General features: G+C 71.2%; 18 protein-coding genes. 7 read left to right on the top strand and 11 right to left on the bottom strand.

Features of this window, described 5'->3' with window-relative positions:
* Nucleotides 1–46 precede the first annotated feature (46 nt).
* The 4 genes from AB0877_RS20290 to AB0877_RS20275 form a co-directional block, all read right to left on the bottom strand.
* Nucleotides 47–535 (bottom strand): M67 family metallopeptidase, encoded by a 489-nt coding sequence (locus AB0877_RS20290; RefSeq protein WP_030487200.1) that lies wholly within the window; start codon nt 533–535, stop codon nt 47–49.
* Nucleotides 536–587: 52 nt separating this feature from the next.
* Nucleotides 588–1,088: a DUF2017 domain-containing protein gene (locus AB0877_RS20285; RefSeq protein WP_366610608.1), complete on the bottom strand. Its 501-nt coding sequence runs from the start codon at nt 1,086–1,088 to the stop codon at nt 588–590.
* The gene (gene clpS / locus AB0877_RS20280; protein ID WP_088946433.1) at nt 1,085–1,375 is read right to left on the bottom strand and encodes an ATP-dependent Clp protease adapter ClpS; all 291 of its coding nucleotides are present in this window, start codon (nt 1,373–1,375) and stop codon (nt 1,085–1,087) included. Before clpS ends, AB0877_RS20285 begins: the two co-directional genes overlap by 4 nt.
* A gap of 148 nt (nt 1,376–1,523) precedes the next feature.
* The gene (locus tag AB0877_RS20275; RefSeq protein ID WP_366610607.1) at nt 1,524–3,074 is read right to left on the bottom strand and encodes a hypothetical protein; all 1,551 of its coding nucleotides are present in this window, start codon (nt 3,072–3,074) and stop codon (nt 1,524–1,526) included.
* A gap of 194 nt (nt 3,075–3,268) precedes the next feature.
* Between AB0877_RS20275 and AB0877_RS20270 the strand changes: the two genes are divergently transcribed.
* From AB0877_RS20270 to AB0877_RS20255, 4 genes are read left to right on the top strand one after another with little or no spacing between them, the layout of a single operon-like run.
* Nucleotides 3,269–5,947, top strand: coding sequence for a LuxR C-terminal-related transcriptional regulator (locus tag AB0877_RS20270; protein WP_366610606.1), 2,679 nt, complete (start codon nt 3,269–3,271; stop codon nt 5,945–5,947).
* A gap of 16 nt (nt 5,948–5,963) precedes the next feature.
* Nucleotides 5,964–7,250 (top strand): nicotinate phosphoribosyltransferase, encoded by a 1,287-nt coding sequence (locus AB0877_RS20265; RefSeq protein WP_366610605.1) that lies wholly within the window; start codon nt 5,964–5,966, stop codon nt 7,248–7,250.
* Nucleotides 7,251–7,300: 50 nt separating this feature from the next.
* Nucleotides 7,301–7,882, top strand: a complete 582-nt coding sequence (locus tag AB0877_RS20260) for an isochorismatase family protein (RefSeq protein WP_366610603.1) — start codon at nt 7,301–7,303, stop codon at nt 7,880–7,882.
* A 40-nt stretch (nt 7,883–7,922) separates the two neighbouring features.
* Nucleotides 7,923–9,170, top strand: a complete 1,248-nt coding sequence (locus tag AB0877_RS20255; protein ID WP_366610602.1) for an MFS transporter — start codon at nt 7,923–7,925, stop codon at nt 9,168–9,170.
* Between the two features lie 857 nt (nt 9,171–10,027).
* Here AB0877_RS20255 and ctaD read toward each other — a convergent pair.
* The gene (ctaD, locus tag AB0877_RS20250) at nt 10,028–11,788 is read right to left on the bottom strand and encodes a cytochrome c oxidase subunit I (RefSeq protein ID WP_210780947.1); all 1,761 of its coding nucleotides are present in this window, start codon (nt 11,786–11,788) and stop codon (nt 10,028–10,030) included.
* 130 nt (nt 11,789–11,918) lie between these two features.
* Nucleotides 11,919–13,025: an FAD-dependent monooxygenase gene (locus AB0877_RS20245; RefSeq protein ID WP_366610600.1), complete on the bottom strand. Its 1,107-nt coding sequence runs from the start codon at nt 13,023–13,025 to the stop codon at nt 11,919–11,921.
* Nucleotides 13,026–13,324: 299 nt separating this feature from the next.
* Here AB0877_RS20245 and AB0877_RS20240 point away from each other — a divergent pair, with 299 nt between their 5' ends.
* Nucleotides 13,325–14,446 carry a cellulose binding domain-containing protein gene (locus AB0877_RS20240; RefSeq protein WP_366610599.1) on the top strand — a complete coding sequence of 374 codons (1,122 nt, stop codon included), beginning with the start codon at nt 13,325–13,327 and terminating at the stop codon, nt 14,444–14,446.
* A 170-nt stretch (nt 14,447–14,616) separates the two neighbouring features.
* A complete protein-coding gene (locus AB0877_RS20235) occupies nt 14,617–16,167 on the top strand; it encodes a SulP family inorganic anion transporter (RefSeq protein ID WP_366610598.1) in 1,551 nt (516 codons plus the stop codon).
* A gap of 73 nt (nt 16,168–16,240) precedes the next feature.
* On the opposite strand, the gene AB0877_RS20230 is transcribed toward AB0877_RS20235, so the two are convergent.
* The 3 genes from AB0877_RS20230 to AB0877_RS20220 form a co-directional block, all read right to left on the bottom strand.
* Nucleotides 16,241–17,206: an N-acetylmuramoyl-L-alanine amidase gene (locus AB0877_RS20230; RefSeq protein ID WP_366610597.1), complete on the bottom strand. Its 966-nt coding sequence runs from the start codon at nt 17,204–17,206 to the stop codon at nt 16,241–16,243.
* Complete coding sequence (locus AB0877_RS20225) at nt 17,206–17,358, bottom strand: hypothetical protein (RefSeq protein ID WP_238666485.1); 153 nt, start codon at nt 17,356–17,358, stop codon at nt 17,206–17,208. Before AB0877_RS20225 ends, AB0877_RS20230 begins: the two co-directional genes overlap by 1 nt.
* Before the next feature lie 125 nt (nt 17,359–17,483).
* Nucleotides 17,484–18,272 (bottom strand): aldo/keto reductase, encoded by a 789-nt coding sequence (locus tag AB0877_RS20220; protein ID WP_366610595.1) that lies wholly within the window; start codon nt 18,270–18,272, stop codon nt 17,484–17,486.
* 206 nt (nt 18,273–18,478) lie between these two features.
* On the opposite strand from AB0877_RS20220, the gene AB0877_RS20215 reads away from it, so the two are divergent.
* Nucleotides 18,479–19,669, top strand: a complete 1,191-nt coding sequence (locus AB0877_RS20215; RefSeq protein WP_366610593.1) for a threonine synthase — start codon at nt 18,479–18,481, stop codon at nt 19,667–19,669.
* A 38-nt stretch (nt 19,670–19,707) separates the two neighbouring features.
* On the opposite strand, the gene AB0877_RS20210 is transcribed toward AB0877_RS20215, so the two are convergent.
* A complete protein-coding gene (locus tag AB0877_RS20210) occupies nt 19,708–21,507 on the bottom strand; it encodes a glycoside hydrolase family 15 protein (protein ID WP_366610591.1) in 1,800 nt (599 codons plus the stop codon).
* Between the two features lie 257 nt (nt 21,508–21,764).
* Entirely contained in the window at nt 21,765–22,157 is a 393-nt protein-coding gene (locus tag AB0877_RS20205; protein WP_366610590.1) for a cupin domain-containing protein, read from the bottom strand.
* Between the last annotated feature and the right edge of the window lie 174 nt (nt 22,158–22,331).

Here is a 22,331-nt window from a genome sequence, read left to right as displayed (position 1 = left end):
GGGTGTGCCTACGGTGACGGGACGAGATGGCTGCGGCGCTGACAGGTCAGCGGCCGGAACACTCGTAATCGACCGTCGCCGGGCTCTGCCCGAACATGTAGGACTGGACGGCGTGCGGGTCGACACCGGCCTCCACGACGCGGACCGGCTCCTCGGTGACCACACCGTCGACGATCCGGAACGACCGGATCTCCTCCGAGTCGGGCTCACGGGTCGAGACGAGCAGGTAGTGCGCCCCCGGCTCACCGGCGAAGGAGACGTCCGTCCGCGACGGGTACGCCTCGGTGGCGGTGTGCGAGTGGTAGATGACGACGGGCTCCTCGTCCCGGTCGTCCATCTCCCGCCACACGCGCAGATGCTCCATCGAGTCGAACTCGTAGAAGGTCATCGACCGCGCCGCATTGTCCATCGGGATGTGCCGGGTCGGGGTGTCGCTGCCGACGGGACCGGCGACCACGCCGCACGCCTCGTCAGGGTGATCCCGGCGCGCGTGGGCGACGATCGCGTCAATGATCGACCGGTCGATGCTCAGCACGTGCACCAGCCTAACGCCTGCCGGGCACAGGCCGAAGTGGTGCCGGTCACCCTTAGTCGATCAAGGCGTTGAGCAGCGATTCCTGTAGATACCCGAGATAGGCGTAGACCGAAAGCTGGAACACCCGGCTGGAGCCCGGGTCCTCAGCGACGGCGTCGTCCAGCTCCTCGCCCAGATCCGTGCCGTCCTTGATCTCCAGGCGGACGCCCATCGCGAGCCGTGCGTCGTTCAGCGCCCGCAACCACGCCTCGGCGGCCTCGGCGTCCAGCCGCACCTCGCCGCCGGCCTCGTCCGGCAACGCGGCCAGGATCGCCCCCGCCTGATCGATCTTCGAGGTCTTCAGGTCGCCCTCGGTGTAGCGGCGAAACTCGGCGGTGCCCGGAGCGTCCTGCGGGTAGACCGCCGGAAAGAGCCGACCGACCACCGGGTCGGTGTGGTCGAAGCCGTCGGTGAGCAGACCCACCACCTCGGAGGCGACCTTGCGCAGCACCCGCACCTCGTCGACGGCGAAGACGGCGACGTAGTGACCGGCCTGGCGATGGAACATGCTCATGATCTGTCCACCGTCGCCCACAGCCCGTACGCGTGCAGCTGCGACGCGTCGTGCTCCATCCGTTCGCGGGCACCGGTGGAGACCACGGCGCGGCCCTTGTGGTGCACGTCCAGCATCAGCTGTTCGGCCCTCTCCCGGCTGTAGCCGAAAAGCTTCTGGAAGACCCAGGTCACGTACGTCATCAGATTGACCGGGTCGTCCCACACGATCGTCACCCACTGCCGGTCGGACGCCGGCACCTCGTCAGTGTCCGGCGTCTCGACCGGTGCAACCTGCGGAGCCGCCATGCCCCCCATCGTGCCACCGGTTTCCCGGAACCGAGGAACCGGAACGCCGGACCGGCGCGGATCACCCACCCCGGGCCGTCCCGACCCGCCCTGGACGCCATCGGAGGTGGGGTCCGGACCGGACCCGGACCAACCGGTGGACGCGCCGTCAGGCGAGCAGAATGCCGTGATCGACTGCATCGGAGAGCACCACGCCCAGCGAGAGGCGGATCACCTCGAACCGTCGGGAGATCTCCCGGGACAACCCCAACTCGACCTCACGCACCGCCCGTTGGGACCAGGCCCGCGCCGCGCTGTGGTCGCCGTTGCCGGGCGTACGCCACTGCTGCCAGCACCCGCCGGAGAGCGCCACCGCGATGGGCGGGAGCACCTCGTCACGGGACGCCACCGGATAGCTGGCGGCGGCGTCGATCGCCTCCAGGCCGGTCAACTCGGCCACTCCGGCGGTGCTGGTGATCAACAGCACCTTGTCCAGTTCGTGGCCGGGCCGGTGGTCGGCCAGGCCGTACCGCACGGCGGTGGCGATCCGGCGGCGCACGCCCTCGGCCGGCGGCGCGCCGAGCACCTGGGACGCGACGTCGGTCATGATGCCGCGCACCGCCTGATCGCACTGTGCGGTGGCCAGCAACGACAACGCCGCCATCTCGCGGTCGAGGAGATCCGGCAGGCCGGCGAGGCCGACCCCGAACACGATCTCCTGAACGGCCCGTAGGTGGATGTTCGCCAATTCCAGGGCGAGGTGCTGGCGGATCCGCTGAGCACACGAGCGGGCGTGGCGGTCGAGCCGCTCGGACCAGTCACCCGGATCGGCGGCCACGGCGACGCGGCCCTGCTGGCCCGGCAGGATCGGTGGGTCGACGCTGGCCCGCTGCAACCCCTCACGCGACGCCCAACCCACCAGCGCCCGCCGCAGGTCGGCGGCGGTGTCGGCCCCGTCGACCGGGAACCACCGCGCGCTGGCCAGCGCCGGCACCGCGGCCAGGAGCGCCGCACGGTGTGCCTCCACAGTGACCGCCACCGCATCCACCTCGGTCTCCGCACCCCCGACCGGCGGGACGGACGCCCCCGCGCCCTCCGTAGTCGCCGTGCCGTCGGCCAGCGGAGCCCAACCCGCCGCACCCGGGGTGACCGCGAAGACGACCTCCACCGCGGTCGGGGCGACCTCGGCCAGCAGGTTCAACTCGGCGGCGGTGAAGGCCTGGTCGGCGGCGATCACGAAGAGCAACGCGCCGGCCCGGCCCGCCGCTTCGAGCAGCACCCGGGTGCCGGACACGCCGAGGGTGGCGGTGTCCGGAACGTCGACCAGGGTGAAGTGCCGCAGCAGCGGCTGAGGCACGCTCAGCTCGACACGCCGGGGCGGGCGGGCCAACGCCGGACCGGCGGCGTCCCGGTCCGCGCCGTACGAGTGCGGCTGCCGGTAACCGGGCACGAACGCCGCCCGGGTGGGCACCTTGGCGTCGCGCACCACCAACCAGCTGCCCGCCGGCACGGTGAGCATGACCGGGTCGAGCCCGAGCAGGGTGGCCAGCACCGCACGCCGCTCGGCACCGGCCGGACCGACGGCGACCACACCGAGCGGCTCGTCCGGGGCGGCGCCGGACACGCCGACCCGGGTGGGGAGGGGGCCGCAGGTGGGCAGGTCGGCTGGGCCGGTCATGTCGCCGGGCGAATCGACCGAGGGGAGAGGGCCCTGCTTCATCAGGTGCCTCCCGTTGCAGGTGACCGGGGGTCCGGTCGCGAAATTTCCGGTACGTCAACCCGGATGTCGGAAGACTACGGGCGGGCCGGCAACCGAGCGGAACACCTCGAGTACTCAGCGGTAATTGTGCGATTACTCAACTTCGCACGGTGACGGTACGGGCGCGGACGGATTCCGGTCGATATGCTGCGCGAATGAGTCGATGGGAGTTCGTCGGCCGCACGGATGAGCTCAACCGCCTGCTGGAGGCCGTGACCGGCGAGGCCGGCCGCGGGCTCTTCTTCAGCGGCAGCGCTGGCATCGGCAAGAGTCGCCTGTTGCGCGAGGGCGTGGGCGCGTTGCCCACCGACCGGTTCGCGATCTGGTCCATCGCCGCCAGCGCCACCACCGCCGCGCTGCCGTTCGGCGGGCTCGTCCAGGTCCTCCCCGCCGAGCAGCCGCAGGGCCTCTCCCCCGCCGGCATCCTGCGCTGGGCGCTCAACGTGCTGCAACAGCAGGCGGCCGGCCGACGGATCGTGCTCGCCATCGACGACGCCCACCTGCTCGATCCCCCCTCGGCCGCGCTCGTGCATCTCGTCGCCCGCGCCGAGAACGCCACAGTGGTCGGCACCCTGCGCGACGGTGAGCAGATCCCACTGCCGATCCGCGCACTCTGGACCGACGACCTGGTCGAGCACGTCGAGCTGACCCCGATGCCGCAGGAGGAGACCACCGACCTGCTGGCGGCGATCCTGGGCGGCCCGGTCGACGCCAACTCCGCCGACCGGCTCGGCCGGCTGTCGGCCGGCAACCCGCTGCTGCTGCGCGAGCTGGTGCACGCCGCCAACGGCAGCGCCGAGTTGAAGCGCACGTACGGGATCTGGAAGTGGACCGGGCGACTGGAACTGGCGCCCAACCTGACCGACCTCATCGACACCCGGGTCGGCAAGCTCACCGACGGCGTCCGCGCGGTCGTCGAGCTGGTCGCGTTCGGCGAGCCGCTGGGCCTGCACCTCCTGAGGCAGGCCGCCGAACAGTCGGACGTGGAGACCGCCGAGGAACGCGGGCTGATCACCGTCATCCAGCACGACCGGCGCACGAACGTCCGGCTGGCACACCCGCTCTACGGCGAGGTCATGCGCCGTCGCTGCCCGGTCAGCCGCACCCGCCGGCTTCAGGCACACCTCGCCGAGCTGCTCGAGCAGGTCGGCAAACGCCGACGCGACGACCTGTTGCGGGTGGCGGTCTGGCGACTCGACTCGGGCACCGCACAGGATCCGGCTCTGCTGCTGGACGCCGCGGTGCAGGCGTTCACCCGCTACGACGTGCCGCTGGCGACCCGCCTGGCGCGGGCCGCGCTGCACACCGACGGCGGCTACGACGCGGCGGAGCTGCTGGCCACCATCCTGATGTTCGCCGACCGGCCCGACGAGGCGATCGACGTCCTCGACGCGGTCGCTCCCGAGCCCGGCGACGAGCGGCGGCTCTGCCGGTGGCTGACCGTCCGCGGCATGGTCAGCTACTGGGGGCTGAGCCGGGAGTCCACGGTGGAGGAGATCGCCAGCCGGGCCGAGCAGCTCAGCGACTCCGCCGACCGGTCCCGGGTGCACGCATTCGAGGCGATCATGCGCCTGCACCGCCTGGACACGGCCGCCGCGGTGCAGCTCAGCCGACGAGTGCTGGACCGGCCGGCGGCGGGCGTCGCCGCCCGTGAGCTGGCCCGTTCCACCATCGCGTACGTCCAGGCAGCGCAGGGCGAGCTGACCCGCAGCGGTACGGCGATCGCCCAGGTGCACTCTGCCGCGGCGAGCTGGCGCACCGACATGCCGTACCTCCAGTTGGCCCTGGAACTGGCCCGAGGCACCCGGCTGATGCTCACCGGCGACCTGGCCGGGATCGACGCGATCGTGGCCGACGAGTTCGCCGACCTCGCCGGAGCCGGCGACTTCCGCCTCGGCACCGGCTACCTGGCCATCCTCCAAGCGTATGCGGCCCGGCTGCGTGGGCAGAGCGACGCGGCCATGCGTACCTCGCTGGGTGCCTGCGCGGTGCTGGCCACGAGCCGGGTCTACGCCGGTCTGGCCCAGGCCGAACGCGCCCAGGCGGCGGCGCTGCGCGGTGACGCCGCGCAGGCGGTCGCGGCGATGGCCGAAGCCGACCGCACGCACGCGCCGGGCATGGCGGTGCTCTACCCGTGGCTGGAGCAGGCCCGGGGCGCCTCGCTCGCCGCCTCGGGCGACCTGCCGGGCGCGGTCAAACACCTCGGTGACCTGGTGGACCGGCTGCGCTCGGACGGCTTCGCCGGGCACGAGGTGCATGTCCTGCACGACCTGGTCCGACTCGACCAGGCGGGCATGGCTGTCGGCCCCACCTGCTCCGACGGCAGCCGCCGCACTGTCGCGCAGCGCCTCGCCGAGCTCTCCGAGCGGGTCGACGGGGTGCTCCCGCCGCTGCTGGCCCGACACGCCCGCGCCGCGGTGACCGACTCCCCCACCGACCTGCTGGCGGTCGCCGACGACTACGCCGCGCTGGAGTTGACCGTCTACGCCACCGAGGCCACCTCCCAGGCCGTCCAGCGGCTGCGCCGGCAACACTCGGCCGCCGCCAACGACGCCCGGGAACGCCTCGCCGGGTTGCTCGGGCGCTGCGACCTGATCCGGACGCCGGCGCTCCAGGCAGGCGCGCCAGTGCTCACCGAGCGGGAATGGCAGGTGGCGCGCCTCGCCGCGCACGGCGCTCCCAGCCGGGCCATCGCCGAACGGCTCTACCTCTCGGCGCGCACCGTGGAGAACCACCTCCAGCGGATCTACGCCAAGCTCGGCGTCACCGGCCGGGCCGAACTGTGGGCGGCGTTGCGCTCGATCCCGGGCCACGACGGCGGCGACCCGAGCTGAACCTTAGGCTGGGGCGGTGAGCATCCACCGCCCCGCGCTCCTGACCGACCACTACGAGCTGACCATGGTCAGCGCGGCACTGAAGGACGGCACCGCCGACCGCCGGTGTGTCTTCGAGGTGTTCAGCCGCCGGCTGCCCAGCGGCCGCCGGTACGGCGTGGTCGCCGGGACGGCCCGGCTGATCGAGCTGATCCGCGACTTCCGGTTCGACCCCACCGAGGTCGACTTCCTGCTGCGGACCGGGGTGGTCGACGAGACGGCGGCGGCGTGGCTCACCGACTACCGCTTCACCGGCGACATCGACGGGTACGCCGAGGGCGAGCTGTTCTTCCCCGGTTCACCGATCCTCACCGTCTCCGGGGGCTTCGCCGAATGCGTGGTGCTGGAGACGGTGGCGCTTTCCGTGCTCAACCACGACTGCGCGGTGGCCGCCGCGGCGGCCCGGATGGTGACCGCGGCGCGGGGCCGGACGCTGATCGAGATGGGGTCACGTCGGGCACACGAGGAGGCGGCGGTGGCCGCGGCGCGGTCCGCGTACCTGGCCGGATTCCGGTTCACGTCCAACCTCGCGGCCGGCGCGCGCTACGGCATCCCGACGGCGGGCACGGCAGCGCACGCGTTCACCCTGCTGCACGACGACGAGCGGGCGGCGTTCGCCTCGCAGGTCGCCACGCTGGGCAAGGACACCACGCTGCTGGTCGACACGTACGACATCAGCCAGGGCATCCGCAACGCCATCGCGGTGGCCGGGCCGGACCTGCGGGCGGTACGGATCGACTCCGGCGACCTCGCGGTGATCGCTGCGCAGTCCCGGGAACTGCTCGACTCGCTGGGCGCCACCGAGACCAAGATCATCGTTTCCGGTGACCTGGACGAGTACGCGATCGCCGCGCTGGCCGCCGAACCGGTGGACATGTACGGCGCCGGCACGGCCGTGGTCACCGGCTCCGGGGCACCGACCGCCGGGCTGGTCTACAAGTTGGTCGAGGTCGAGGGCCGGCCGGTCGTGAAGCGCTCCGAGCACAAGGCCACCATCGGCGGCCGGAAGGTAGCGGTCCGCCGGCACAAGCCGACCGGCACCGCCACCGAGGAGGTCATCGTCCCGCAGGGCGTTCCCGATCGGCAGCCCAACGACCGCCTGCTCCAGCAGTCGTACGTGGTCGCCGGCGAGTCGGTGCCGCTGCCGACCCTCGACGAGTCACGCGAGCACCTGCGGGAGTGCCTGATCTCCATCCCGTGGGAAGGACTGAAGCTCTCGGCCGGCGACCCGGCCGTGCCGGTAACCGTCGTACCCGCTGGCTGAGTCATCCCCCGAGCACCACCGACCGACCGCGCGGAGAGAGGAACCCCCCGATGGCCAACGCGCTGATCATCGTGGACGTGCAGAACGACTTCTGCGAGGGAGGATCGCTGGCCGTCGCCGGCGGCGCAGGGGTGGCCGCCGGAATCTCCCGGTTGCTCGCCAGCGAGCCGGACCGGTGGACGCACGTGGTCGCCACCAAGGACTACCACGTCGACCCGGGTGCCCACTTCGGCGATCCCCCGGACTTCGTGGAGTCCTGGCCCCGGCACTGCGTGGTCGGCACCAGCGGTTCGGAGTTCCACCCGGAACTGAACACCGCGAAGGTCGAGGCGATCTTTCACAAGGGCGAGCACGCGGCCGCGTACTCCGGTTTCGAAGGCCATGCCGACGACGGCGAGTGCCTGGCCGACTGGCTGCGCCGGCGCGACGTGGACCGGGTCGACGTGGTCGGCATCGCCACTGACCACTGCGTCCGGGCGACCGCGCTGGACGCCGCCCGGGAGGGTTTCTCCACCACCGTTCTGCTGGAGTTGACCGCCGCCGTCGCCCCGGAGACCACCGACGTGGCCCTACGCGCGATGGAGGGCGCCGGGGTGGTCATGCACGGCCAGCCTGTGATCAGGGCCGCATGAGGCGCTAATTGATTGGCCAAGGAGCCGCCGCCGGTCGAGGATGACGCCGGAGGTACGGACCCACGTGAACATGAAGCCTTACCGGCGGGCGCTCGCCCTGCCCGGCCTGCGGTCGCTACTACTGGTTGCCGTCCTCGCCCGCATCCCGCTCACCGCGACCGGGGTGACGCTGACGTTCCACGTCGTGCTCGATCTCGATCGGGGCTACGGGGCAGCCGGCCTGGTGGGCGCGGCGGTCACAGTGGGCGCGGCGATCGGCGGGCCGCTGCTCGGTCGACTCGTGGACCGGCGTGGACTGCGCCCGGTTTTGGTGCTCACCGCGATCGCTGAGGCGATCTTCTGGTCCACCGCGCCGTCGCTGGCGTACCCCGTGCTCCTGCCGGCCGCGTTCGTGGCCGGCTCCCTGGCCCTGCCCATCTTCTCCGTGGTCCGTCAGTCGATCGCCGCGCGGGTCCCCGAGGACCAACGCCGCCCCGCCTACGCACTGGACTCGATGTCGGTGGAGCTGTCCTTCATGATCGGCCCAGCGTTGGCGGTGGCCCTGGTCACCGCGATCTCCGCGCAGACCACCATGTATCTGGTCGGCGGCGGCATCGTCGCCGCCGGAATCGCCCTGTGGGTGGTCAACCCACCGATCCGGGAGGCGACCGAGCCCACCGGCCCACAACGCCGGGTGCCGCGCCGCGAGTGGTTGACCCCGCGACTGCTCGCCATCCTGGCGCTCAGCGCGGCCGCGACCCTGGTGCTCGGGGGCACCGACGTGGCGGTGGTCGCCGTCCTGCGGGCCAGCGGCGAGGTCGGCTGGACCGGAGCTGTCCTGGCCATCTGGGCGGTCGCCTCGCTGGCCGGCGGTTTCGCCTACGGGGCGGTACACCGCTCGTTCTCCCCGCTGGCACTGACCGCCGCGCTTGCCCTGTGCACCATTCCGGTGGGGCTGGGCGGTGCGCACTGGTGGCTGCTGTGCCTGGCGTTGATCCCCGCTGGCGCGCTCTGCGCGCCGACCATCGCGGCCGGCTCGGACGCGGTCAGCCGCCTGGTTCCGGCCGAGGTACGCGGTGAGGCGATGGGTCTGCACGGCTCCGCGGTCACCGTCGGCATCGCGGTCGGCGCACCGCTCGCCGGCGCGGTGATCGACGCCAGCGCGCCACTCTGGGGCTTCGTGGTGACCGGGGCGCTCGGTGCGCTGGTCACCCTGGTGGTGCTGCCGATCGAGCTGCGCCGCCGCCGCATCGCCGAAGCGGCCATCCCGCCGCCCGCCGAGGCCGACCTCACCCTAACCGCCCGCTGACAGCCGGACCCAGACCCAGCGGCCCAGCCCGGACCGAGCCAGCAAGCCGCGCACGCCCCGCGCGGCAAACCCGGCCGGGTCCCCGGGCAGCAGGCCGGGCCCCCGGCGGACCTGCCGAGCCAGACACCCCGGACCAGGCGGGCCGAGCACCGCGGGCCGAGCACGGGCCGAGCACCGCGGGCCGAGCACGGGCCGAGCGGGCCGGACAGGGGCGGGCCGGACAGGGGCGGGCCGGACAGGGGCGGGCCGGGCAGAAGCAGTGTCGCCAGAGCGCTCTATGTCTGACGTAGCTGAATCGGCCCAGTCCAGTTCAGTCGTGCCGGGAGCCGCAGATCGCGGTTTCCGCCCGACAGCCGGCAGGCATACATGCCATTAAGCGTGATGTCTGTGAGTCATCGTGATGACTCACAGACATCACGCTCACCAGCGACATTGCCCGCCCTAGAGCCGCGTCGACGCCAAGGGCCGAACCGGACCGACGCCAGGCCGAAGCGAGCCAACCACGTGGCCGCGAGGCTTCAACCGCCCAACCGCCGGGATGCAGCCGGGCCGGGCCGAGCGAACCGATGCCAGGCGGGGGCCGAACCGAGCTGGGCCCAACCGGGCCGAGCGAACGGACACCACGCCAGACCAGGCCAGGCCAGGCCAGGCCGGGCCAGGCCGGGTCGGGACGGGTCGGGACGGGTCGGGCCAGGCCAGGCCAGGGCGGACCGAGTCGACGTCGAGCGGGCCTCGGCGGTGATGGGGAGCGGCTGGGACGAGGGCGAGCAGTAGAGATTGACCGGGGCGGAACATGGCGACGGGCGCCGCTCCCGGTGTCCCGGGGGCGGCGCCCGTCGTACTGGTGAGCTTGAGCGTCAGTGTCGGTCGACGTCGCTCGCGGTGTCCTCGCGGTAGCTGGCTCCGCCGTCCGACTCGCTGGTGAGCGGCTTGGCGCCACCCTCCGGCGGGCCGGCCAGGCTCTGGCCACCGGCTGCCAACTCCGGGAACTTCGCGTCGAACGCCGGCCGCTCGGAGCGGATCCGCGGCATCCGGTCGAAGTTGCGCAGCGGCGGCGGGCTGCTGGTCGCCCACTCCAACGAGTTGCCGTGGCCCCAGGGGTCGTTCACCTCGACCACCGGGCCGGTCTTGTACGACTTCCAGCAGTTGTAGATGAACGGCAGCGTGGAGATACCGGTGATGAACGCGCCGATCGTGGAGATCGTGTTCAACGTGGTGAAGCCGTCGCTGGGCAGGTAGTCGGCGTACCGACGGGGCATGCCCTCGTTGCCGAGCCAGTGCTGCACCAGGAACGTGGTGTGGAAGCCGATCATGGTGAGCCAGAAGTGCACCTTGCCCAGGCGCTCGTCGAGCATCCGGCCGAACATCTTCGGGAACCAGAAGTAGATGCCCGCGAAGACCGCGAACACGATGGTGCCGAAGAGCACGTAGTGGAAGTGCGCCACCACGAAGTACGAGTCCGACACGTGGAAGTCGATCGGCGGGCTGGCCAGCAGCACACCGGTGAGACCACCGAAGAGGAAGGTGACCAGGAAGCCGACCGCCCAGAGCATGGGCGTCTCGAAGCTGATCTGGCCCCGCCACATGGTGCCGATCCAGTTGAAGAACTTCATACCGGTCGGCACGGCGATCAGGTAGCTCAGGAAGCTGAAGAACGGCAGCAGCACCTGGCCGGTGGCGAACATGTGGTGCGCCCAGACGCTCATGGAGAGCGCGGCGATCGCGACGGTCGCGGCGACCAGACCCTTGTAGCCGAAGATCGGCTTGCGGGAGAAGACCGGGATGACCTCGCTGATGATCCCGAAGAACGGCAACGCCACGATGTAGACCTCGGGGTGCCCGAAGAACCAGAACAGGTGCTGCCAGAGCATCGGCCCACCGGTTGCCGGGTCGTACACGTGCGCGCCGAGGATGCGGTCCGCGGCGAGCGCGAAGAGCGCGGCGGCCAGCAGCGGGAAGACCAGGATCACCAGGAGACTGGTGACCAGGATGTTCCACGTGAAGATCGGCATCCGGAACATGGTCATGCCGGGCGCGCGCAGCGTCAGCACCGTAGTGATCATGTTCACGGCGCCGAGGATGGTGCCCAGGCCGGAGATGGCCAGACCCATGATCCACATGTTGGCGCCGACGCCCGGCGAGTGCTCGACGCTGCTCAGCGGCGCGTACGCGAACCAGCCGAAGTCGGCGGCCCCACCCGGGGTGATGAATCCGGCGGTCGCCATCGTGCCGCCGAACAGGTACAGCCAGTAGGCGAAGCTGTTCAGCCGGGGGAAGGAGACGTCCGGCGCACCGATCTGGATCGGCACGATGTAGTTCGCGAAGGCGAACACGATCGGCGTCGCGAAGAACAGCAACATGATCGTGCCGTGCATCGTGAAGAGCTGGTTGTACTGCTCGGGCGACAGGAACTGCAGCCCGGGTCGGGCCAGCTCAGCACGCATGACCAGAGCCATCAGGCCACCGATCATGAAGAACACGAACGCGGTGATCATGTACATGATCCCGATCTGCTTCGCGTCCGTGGTTCGCAGCAGCCGCGCGATGGCCGACCCCTTGACCGGCTCCCGGACCGGCCAGGGCCGGGTCACGACCGGCTTGGGTGCGACGGTGGTCACGAGTGGCCTCCGGTTCTCGGTTGTCCCGCTCGGCACACGCTGGTTATCGGCGGGCCGTCATCCGCAAGGAGGATAGTCCCCGGCAGGTCGCAGCGCCGCGTGGGGTGGCGTGACACGATCTACTACGGGCCTACAGCGGGCCGAGCAGGAGCCGGTAGTGCTCCCCGAAGATGCGGTCGCCGCGTCCGCGCAGCAGCGGGTCGCGCAGCGCCGGCGGGACGTCCCTGGTGCGGTTGCGGTCCCGGGTCCGGTCCCGCACCCATCGGGTACGCGGACGGCGACGACTCTCGTACGCCACCAGGGCCGCCTCCACGCTGTTGGCGGCGCGCAGCGACTCGGCCAGCACCACGGCGTCCTCCAGAGCCATCGCCGCACCCTGCGACAGCGTCGGCGCGGTGGCGTGCGCGGCGTCGCCGACCAGCAGGACCCGTCCCCGGTACCAGCGACCCAACTCGACCTCGTCGGTGATCCCGACGTGCACCTCGTCGAGGGCGGCCAACACCTCGGGCACCGCGCCCCGGTAGTCGGCGAAGAGGTCCCGCAGCCGGGCGAGGGGGTCCGCGGGTTCCTCGGTGCCGGCCTCGTCGGCGTAGATGTGCAGCCGTCCGGCACCGATCGGCACCATCAGGAACCCGGAGCGCTGGCCGAGCAGCGCGGTCCACTCGGGCACCGGTGGACCGTCGCGCAGGACGGCCCGGTAGACGACCTGCCCGACCGGGCGCGGCGGTCCGCCCAGCGCGGCCAGCGCGCGGACCGAGGAGCGTGGCCCGTCGGCACCGATCACCAGGTCGTATTCCGTGGTGGTGCCGTCGGTGAAGGTGACGCCCACCGCTCCCGGGAGCAGCTCCAGGGTGCGGACCTCGGCGCCGTGCCGGACGGCGCCGCCGGCACCGCTGAGCAGCACCCGGTGCAGGTCGGCCCGGGGTAGCGCCCGGCACTCGCCGACGCCGGCCCAGAGGGCGTCGAGGTCGACCTCGCAGAGTTGCGCTCCGGCGGCGTCGTAGAACCGCTGCCGGTGGATCACCTGTCCGGTCGGCCGGACGGGGTCGTGCAGGTCGAGCCGGTGCAGCGCGCGGGCGGCGTTGCCGGGCAGGTAGAGACCGGTCTCGGTGGACTCCCCCGGGGGCAGCTTGTCGGTGACGTCGGGCCGGAAGCCCGCCAGGCGCAGCGCCCGGGCTACGGCCAGGCCGGCGATGCCCGCGCCGACGACGAGGATGCGCAGGGGGGAGCCACCCATGGTGGTGTACGCCTCCGGAGGGGGAGCGGCACGCGTTGGAGGCAACACGCTACTCGGAGCGATCGGCGCACACCAGGCCCAATCGGTCGGCACCCCGCCGCCCGTCGGCGAGCCGGGCCGCTTGGCTGGCCGTCCGTCGGCAGCCGTGCGGCGGGGAATGGCAATCCTCACAATTCGCCGGATCGACGCGGACGGTTGCGCAGCAGTTTCAGGCATGTAAATGTGTCGTTGAGCGTGGGAGCGCTCCCGTACCACCCCACCACATCCGGCGCCCGGCACGCGCCGAGTCAAGGAGCGTCATGAAACGTCGTATTCGAGCCCTGGCCGCCGCCGGGTTGCTGGTCGCCAGTTCGCTGGTGGCCGTGGCTCTCGGTGGCAACGCCTCCGCCGACACCCTGATCTGTGACCAGTACGGCTCGACCACCATCCAGGGCCGCTACGTGGTGCAGAACAACCGCTGGGGCACCACTGCCCAGCAGTGCATCAACGTCACCAACAACGGCTTCGAGATCAGAACGCTGAATGGCAGCAGCCCCACCAACGGAGCGCCGACGGCGTACCCCTCGGTGTTCTTCGGTTGTCACTACACCAACTGCTCCCCCGGCACGAACCTGCCGATGCAGGTGAGTCAGATCAGCAGCGCCACCAGCAGCATCTCCTACCGGTACGTCAGCGGCGCCACCTACAACGCGTCGTACGACATCTGGCTGGACCCGTCGCCCAAGCGGGACGGGGTGAACCAGATGGAGATCATGATCTGGCTCAACCGGCAGGGCTCGATCCAGCCCATCGGCTCGGTGGTCGGCACCACCAACCTGGCCGGCCGCACCTGGGAGGTCTGGCGGGGCAGCAACGGCTCCAACAACGTCATCTCCTACGTCGCGCAGTCGGCGATCTCCAGCCTGAACTTCAGCGTGCTGGACTTCATCAACGACACCCGTAACCGGGGCGCGATCACCAACTCCTGGTACCTGACCAGCATCCAGGCCGGCTTCGAGCCGTGGCAGGGCGGCGTCGGACTGGCCGTGAACTCCTTCTCGGCCAGCGTCAACGGTGGCGGTCAGCCGCCCACCAACCCGACGACCCCGCCGCCGAGCGGCGGCGCGAGCTGCGCGGTGAAGTACACGGCGAACTCCTGGAACAACGGCTTCACGGCCGACGTGCAGATCACCAACACCGGGTCGAGCGCGATCAACGGCTGGACGCTCAACTACTCGCTGCCCGGTGGGCAGACGGTCACCAGCGCGTGGAACGCCACGGTGAGCCAGAGCGGGTCAGCGGTGACCGCCCGCAACGTGGGCCACAACGGGTCGATCGCGCCTGGCGGCACCGCGAGCTTCGGCTACCAGGGCAGCCTGAGCGGGTCGTACTCGTCGCCGACAAGCTTCTCGCTCAACGGGGCGAACTGCTCCCGCAACTGAGCCGACACCACCACGGCGAGGGCGTGACCTGGACGGTCACGCCCCCGCACGTCGCTGCTCGCGGGTTCACGCACACCGGCGGTGGAAATTCCGCGCGACCAATCACCATATCGAGGATGAAAGAATCACGCTTAACTATGCATTAATATTATCTAAGTACCTTTTGGTAGATGTCGGCTTTAAGGTCATTTCGGCACGATGTCTCGTCGTCGGTCGTCGTCTTCCTGATCGCCATCCCGTTGTCCCTGAGCATCGCCGCCGCCTCCGGAGCGCCGCTGCTGGCCGGGCTGATCGCGGCCGTCGTGGGCGGCATCGTCGCCGGCGCGCTCAGCGGGGCGCCGCTCCAGGTCAGTGGGCCGGCGGCGGGGCTCACGGTGATCGTCGCGGGCACCATCGCCGAGTTCGGCTTCGCCGGCACGGCCGCGATCGTGACGGTCGCCGGGCTCCTGCAGATCCTGCTGGGCATCACCCGCCTCGGGCGGGCCGCGCTCGCTCTGTCGCCAACAGTCGTACACGGGATGCTGGCCGGCATCGGCCTGGTCATCGCGTTGAGCCAGGTCCACGTCGCGCTCGGCGGCGCGCCCCAGAGTTCGGCGTGGGCGAATCTCCGTGACCTACCCGGCCAGGTCGCCGACTACCACAGTGTGTCAGTGCTGCTCGGCGCGCTGACCATGACGCTGTTGCTGGTCTGGTCGCGGCTGGTCAAGACCACCATGCTGCCCGCGACCCTGGTGGCGGTGGTGGTCGCCACCGTGGTCGCGACGGCCACCGGCGCCGACGTGGAGCGGGTCGATCTGCCGGCCAACCCCCTGAGCGCGATCACCTTCGCCCGCTGGCCCGACGCACCGCTGTGGGAGGTTCTCCCGGCAGTCCTCACCATCGCCCTGGTGGCGAGCGTGGAATCTCTTCTCTCGGCGGTGGCCGTCGACCGGATGCACCACGGCCCACGGGCGAACCTCGATCGCGAACTCATCGCCCAGGGCACCGCGAACGCCGTGTCCGGAACGCTCGGCGGCCTCCCGGTCACCGGCGTCATCGTGCGCAGCTCGGCCAACGTCGCGGCCGGGGCACGCACCCGCGCCTCGGCCATCCTGCACGGAGTCTGGATCGCCGGGTTCGTGATGGCCGGTGCCGTGCTGCTGGAGATGATCCCGATGGCCGCGCTCGCCGCGGTCCTCGTGGTGGTCGGCGTACGGCTGGTGAGCCTCGCCCAGATCCGCACCTACGCCCGACACCGGGAGCTGCCCATCTACGTGGTCACCGCCGTCGGCGTGGCCGCGACGGACCTGCTCATCGGGGTCGGGCTGGGCATGGCGACGGCGGTGCTCTTCATGTTGTGGCGGTTGGCCCGGTGCGAGATCCACGTCACCGAGCCGACGTCCGGCGCGTGGCTCGTGTCGATCACCGGAACACTCGCGTTCGTCGCCTCCGGCCGGCTCACCCGCCGACTCGCCGCCCTGCCCCCGGGGCAGCACGTCGAACTCGAGCTGCACCTGGACTATCTCGACCACGGCGCCTACGAGACCATCCGCGACTGGCAGGCGTCCTACACGCGGGCGGGTGGCGACGTCCACGTCAACGAGGTACACGGCTCGTGGCTTCATCGTGCGGGCACCGACGGGCTCGGCACCGGCAAGTGCACCTCTCCGTGCGCGACCCGCGGTCGTCGGCCTCCGGATGCGCGCGTGCTGCCGCCGCCTCGGTCCACTCCGATCCCGTGAAGTCGGGGCATCCGCCTGCTCGGAACACCCCGACTCCCCGGAAGCCGGGTCGTCGAACCAGGGCCAGCCGAGGTCAGACCCGGGTGAGGCGTACGGCGTCGGCGATGACCAGGCCGGTGGTGTTGCTCCACCGGCTCACGCCGACCCGGTTGGCGTCCCCTGCCGGCAGCGTGAACGTGCCGAGGACACGCCACTGCCCGCCGGTGGCCCGTTGGTCGACCCGGACGGTCTGGTTGCCGGCGCTCGTGGCGACGATGTACGGGGCGGCGCTGCTGTAGCCGGAGTTCGCGGGCCACCAGGCCTCGACCCGGTAGGTGGCGGTGGCCGGGACGTTGAACCGGTACCACGCGACGTCGCTGGCGGCGACCGGGTCCGCGTACCGGTAGTCGGCGCCGTAGCGCTGACTGGAGTACGACGACACACCCCAGTTGGCGCTGGCGGTGAACCGACCGCTGGTGGTGTTGTCCACGGTGGAGGACCAGGCCGTGCCGCCGCCGGCCATTCTCGCCGCCACATCGGCGCGCATGACGTTCAGGTCGATGAAGGACGGGTCGATCTTGCCGGTGGTGCTGGTCTCCCGGTGGCCTCGGGCGTAGCTGCTGTCCCGCCCGAGCCGGGTGAGGACGGCGGCGGTGGCGGCGAGCGACGCGTTGTACTGCGCGGCGGTCATCTCCTGGTTGACACCGTTGTAGTCGATCTCCCACCCGATCATCAGGGTGTTGCCGTCCCCGGCGGGGATCGGTCCGCTGCCGCCGCTGACTCCGGCGTGGTTGCACCGACCGGCGGAGATGACGTGGAAGACACCGTTGTAGTCGACGAGCGCCTGGCACAGCGGGCCCGGTAGGTCGGACCGACCGTTGATGCAGATGCCGAGCGCGGGGTGCGGGTTGCTGGCGCTGGAGGTCGAGGCGGTGTGGTGCCAGAGCACCCCGATCGGGTCGAACGAGCCGGGCCGCATCCGGTTGAGCCAGTCCCCCTCGACGACGACCTGGACCCCGGCCGCGCGCAGGACGTCCACCAGCCAGGGAATCGTCGCCATCAGGCGTCCTGGAGCAGGTCGGCGAGGCATTCGGCCTTCGGCGCGGCGCTCGCGGCGGCGGGTCGGGTGACGACGGTCAGCGCGGCGACCACCAGGGCGGGGATGCCGAGCACCCCACGACGGGGCAGACGGATGGACGGGGTTCGGGCCATGGCGATCCTCCAGCGACTGGCGGGTACGAACGGATCGACGAACGTGATGACGGGACGCTATACCGTCACGTACGTCGATGTCGATACCCTTCACCGCCGCGTCGCGTACTGAAGGAATTCGCCGATCAGACCTCGCCGAGCGCGTCGATGTCGCGCATCTCCTCCGCCGTGAGCGAGAAGTGGAAGACGTCGAAGTTGGCGGTGATCCGCTCCGGGGTCACCGACTTCGGAATCGCCACGATCTCGTGGTCGATGTGCCACCGCAGCACCACCTGGGCCGGCGACACACCGTGCGCGGCGGCGATCCTCACCAGCACCGGGTCACTGAGGTCGCTGGTCTTGAACGGGCTGTACCCCTCCAGCACCACGCCCCGGTCCCGGTGCTCGGCGTGCCGCTGCCGGTCGTACAGCGCGGGGCTCCACTCGATCTGGTTGACCGCCGGGTTCTCCTCGGTGGACTGGATCAGCTCGTCGATCTGCGCGGTGCTGTAGTTGCTGACACCGATCGCCCGGGTGAGGTTCTCGTCCCGGGCGGCGATCAGCTCCCGCCAGAGCGGGATGCTGTCCGTCGGCGACGACGGCGGCCAGTGGATCAGCCAGAGGTCCAGGTGGTCGACGCCGAGCGCCTCCAGGCTGGCCTCCAGCGTGGCGCGTTCCTGGCCCACCCGGTTGGGTGGGAGCTTGGTGGTGATGAAGACGTCGTCGCGGCGCAGCCCGCTCTCGCGTACCGCGCGGCCCACCTCCCGCTCGTTGCCGTACACGGTGGCGGTGTCGAGGTGCCGGTAGCCGGTGTCGAGCGCGGCCAGCACGGCGTCGTAACCGGCCTGGCCGGTGGCCTGCCAGGTGCCGAAGCCGAGCAGGGGCATCCGCACGTCACCGGGGAGCAGGGCGGTGGGCTGGTCGGTGAGGTCCATGAGGTCCGTTCTACCCCGCCGCGCCCCCGGCCGCCGAGCGAACCGGACACTCCGACGTCCAGCGCACCGGTCCGCCGGCCGCCACGCAACGCCGGGAGCTGCTCGATGGCTGGTCTTGTCCGGTACGCACTGGCAGACTCCGCCGTGGTTCCCGGGCACAGCCGGCACCGGCTGAGCATCGACGCGGTGTGACGGCGAGGAGCGACGTGTACCTGACTCACCTGGACTGCCCGCGCTGCGGCAAGGAGCACGCCGCCGACCGGTTACAGAATCTCTGCGAGTGCGGGTCGCCGCTGCTGGCCCGCTACGACCTGCCGGCCGTGGCGACCGCGGTCACCCCGGAACACTTTCCGCTGCGCCCGGCCGACCTGTGGCGCTACCGGGAGCTGCTGCCGGTCGCCGACCCTCGGCACGTCACCACGCTGGGTGAGGGCTGGACGCCACTGTTGCGGGCTCCGGCGTACGGCATGGAGATCGGCATCGCGGATCTGATGGTCAAGGACGAGGGGCTGATCCCGACCGGCTCGTTCAAGGCCCGGGGCGCGGCGGTCGGGGTGAGCCGGGCCCGCGAGCTGGGCGTCGAGCGGATCGCGATGCCCACCAACGGCAACGCCGGTTCGGCCTGGGCCACGTACGCCGCGCGGGCCGCGATGGGCGCGACGATCGTCATGCCCCTGGAGGCGCCGGGCATCTGCCGGCGCGAGTGTGTCGCCGCCGGCGCCGACCTGCGCCTGGTCGACGGGCTGATCGGTGACGCCGGTCGGCGGGTGGCCGAGCTGATCGCGGAGTCGAACGGGACGATCTTCGACGCCGGCACGCTGCGCGAGCCCTACCGCCTGGAGGGCAAGAAGACGATGGGGTACGAGATCGTCGAGCAGCTCGGCTGGCAGGCGCCCGACGTGATCATCTATCCGACCGGCGGCGGGGTGGGCCTGATCGGCATCCACAAGGCGATGCACGAGCTGCGCGAGCTCGGCTGGATCGGCGACAAGCTGCCCCGGCTGGTGGCGGTGCAGTCCACCGGTTGTGCCCCGATCGTGCGGGCCTTCGCCGCCGGCGAGGATCGGGCCCAGCCGTGGACGGACGCGCACACCGTGGCGTTCGGCATCACGGTGCCGGCCCCGCTGGGCGACGAGCTGATCCTGGCGGCGCTGCGGGAGTCCTCCGGCACGGCGGTCGCCGTGGACGACGCGGACATCCTGGCCGATCTGCGGGACTTCGCCGCCCGGGAGGGGCTGCTGCTCTGCCCGGAGGGGGCGGCCTGCCTCACGGCGGCCCGGCAGTTGCGCGCGGGCGGGTGGATCCGGGCCGGCGAACGGGTGGTGGTGCTCAACACCGGTGCCGGGCTGAAGTATCCGGACACCGTCGACGTCTCCGGCGTACCCCTGATGGCCTGAGGTGACGGCGCGCCCCGTCGGCACCCTCGCCGGTCGGATCAGTAGCTCTCCGGCTCGGTGATCCGCCAGGCCGCGTTGATCAGCCCGATGTGCGAGAGCGCCTGTGGCGTGTTGCCCAGTTGCGCGCCGGTGGTGAGGTCGATCTGCTCGCTGAACAGTCCCACGTCGTTGGAGTACCCGACGACCCGCTCGAAGAGCGCCTCGGCGCGCTTCGGCTCACCCGTCATCACCAGGCACTCCACCAGCCAGAACGAGCACAGCAGGAATCCGGCGGGGTCGGTGGTCCAGCGCCGCAGCAGGCCGTCCTCGGTACCCAGCTCACGCTCGACCATCGCGATCGTCGAGCGCATCCGCGGGTCGGTGGCCGGCAGGAAGTGCGTGACCGGCAGGGCGAGCACCGAGGCGTCCAGCTCCGGCGATCCGAACGCGCCGGTGAACGCGCCGATCCGCTCGTTCCACCCCTCGCGCAGCACCGTGTCGCGGATCTCGTCGCGGACCCGCGCCCAGCGACGGGGGTCGGCCCGATCCCCGAGCCGGTCGGCGAGCCCCACCGCCCGGTCCATGGTCAACCAGCAGGACACCTTGGACGAGAGGTAGTGGCGCTCCTCGTCGCGGGTCTCCCAGATGCCCCGGTCCGGCAGGTGCCACGTCGTGGCCACCTGCTCGGTCAGCCCGAGCACCATCTCCAGAAGCTCGTCCTCGAACCGCGTGCCCAGGTAGTCGCGCAGCCGCCACACCGCCGACATCACCTCACCCGGCACGTCGAGCTGCCGCTGCCGCCAGGCGTCGTTGCCGACCCGCACGGGTCGACTGTCGCGGTAGCCGCGCAGGTGGTTGCAGTGGTGCTCGGAGAGGTCGCGTTCCCCCTCCAGCCCGAAGAGCACCGGCACGGGCTCGTCGCCGAACCGCCCGATCGAGCGGGTCGCCCAGGTGAACAGCCGCGACGTCTCGTCGGGGCAGGCCGCCACCCAGAGAGCCCGCATGGTCAACGAGAAGTCCCGCAACCAGGAGTAGCGGTAGTCGTAGTTCCGGTCGCCGCCGATCTGCTCCGGCAACGAGGAGGTCAACGCGGCGGCGACCGCGCCACTGCGGGCGTACGTGAGGCCGGTCAGGACCGTCGCGCTGTGCGTGACGAGTTCGGGGTAGCGACCGGAGTAGGTGTGCGTCTCCCGGAACGCCCGCCACGCCTGCGTCGTCTCGGCGAGGCTGGTCAGCGGGTCCACCCGGGCCGGCGGGTCGCCGTACGCCTCGCCGAACGCGAGGTCCATCCCGATCACCTGACCGGCGGAGACCTCGAACTCGTGGCTCACCCGGTCGGTGCCCGCCCGCAGGTGCAGGCCGCCGGCACGCAACATCAGCACCACCGGGCCGGCACCGGCCAGCACCCCGCCGTCCGGCTGCTCGTGCAGGTACGGCGTGAGCAGGCCGTACTCCGGGCGGGGCGCGAAGTCCAACGCCATCCGTACCCGCCCGGAGATCCCCTCGACGACCCGGATCAGCACGGCGGGTGAGTTCTTGCCCAACTCGTGGGCGCGGGCGCCGACCTCGGCGGCCAGCGCGTCGGTGACCGCCACACTGCCGTGCGGGGTGTGGTGCACCGTTCGCAGCACCAGTGTGTCCGGCAGATACGCGCGCTCCACCCGGTGACCCGGGCCGCCGGCCCCGACCGGCGCCAGCCGGAAGTGACCGGCTCCAGGGTCGAGCAACCGCGCGAACACGGACGCCCCGTCGAACCGGTTCGGGCACCACCAGTCGATCGAGCCGTCCTTGCCGACCAGGGCACCCGAACGGGAGTCCGACAGGAACCCGTAGTCGGAGATCTGCGGCTGCTGCTCCACCCGCCGGGGGTACCCGAATCGGCCCGGATCAGGCCGGACGCCTTCCCGGACGCGACCAGCGCCAGTGGCATCCGCGGAAACGAGAAGGCCCTCGACAGGCTGGGCTGAGTCACCGGCGGGGCCGGAGCGTGTTGTTCTTTTGACTCTGATGTCTGTGAGTCATCACGATGACTCACAGACATCAGGCTCTGCCCGACATTGCCCTCGGCGGCTCCGTGGCTGGCCGGTTGCCCATCGGGCATCGCTCGGCGGACGAATCACTCGGTCGGTGGCTCGTCCTCGCCCGCCGCCTCGGCCGCGTCGGCCTCTTCCTTGGTCTTGTGCACCGCCTTGTCGGCGTGCTCCGGCGGCCCGTACACCGTGTAGAGCACCAGCGGGTTGGGGCCGGTGTTGACGAAGTTGTGCTTGGTGCCCGCCGGCACCACGACCAGGTCGCCCGCGACGACCTTCCGCTTCGAGCCGGCAACCCGCGCCTCGCCGACGCCGCTCACGAAGGTGAGGATCTGGTCGATGTCCTCGTGCACCTCCTCGCCGATCTCCCCGTCGACGGGGATGGTCATGATGACCAACTGGGTGTGCTCACCGGTCCACAGCACGCGCCGGAAATCCGGGCTCTGCTCGGCGACAGTCGCGATAGTGAAATGCTCCATGTCCACGCTCATACCCCGTCCGGCGGTGTGCCACGCCGGGCTTCACGAATGGTGGAATTCCCCACGCTGGGAGGGTTTGGATCCGCACGTACCGGGGATCGAGGAGCGGACCGGCGTGAACGGCCGGTCGAGCCAGGTCCCCGCCGACGTACCGCCGAACGGCTGCGGTGGTGG

The sequence above is a fragment of the Micromonospora sp. NPDC047644 genome, assembly GCF_040704315.1.
Lineage (GTDB): Bacteria > Actinomycetota > Actinomycetes > Mycobacteriales > Micromonosporaceae > Micromonospora.
The sequence above is the reverse complement of the archived record's forward strand: the minus strand, read 5'-3'. Positions and strand labels throughout refer to the sequence as shown.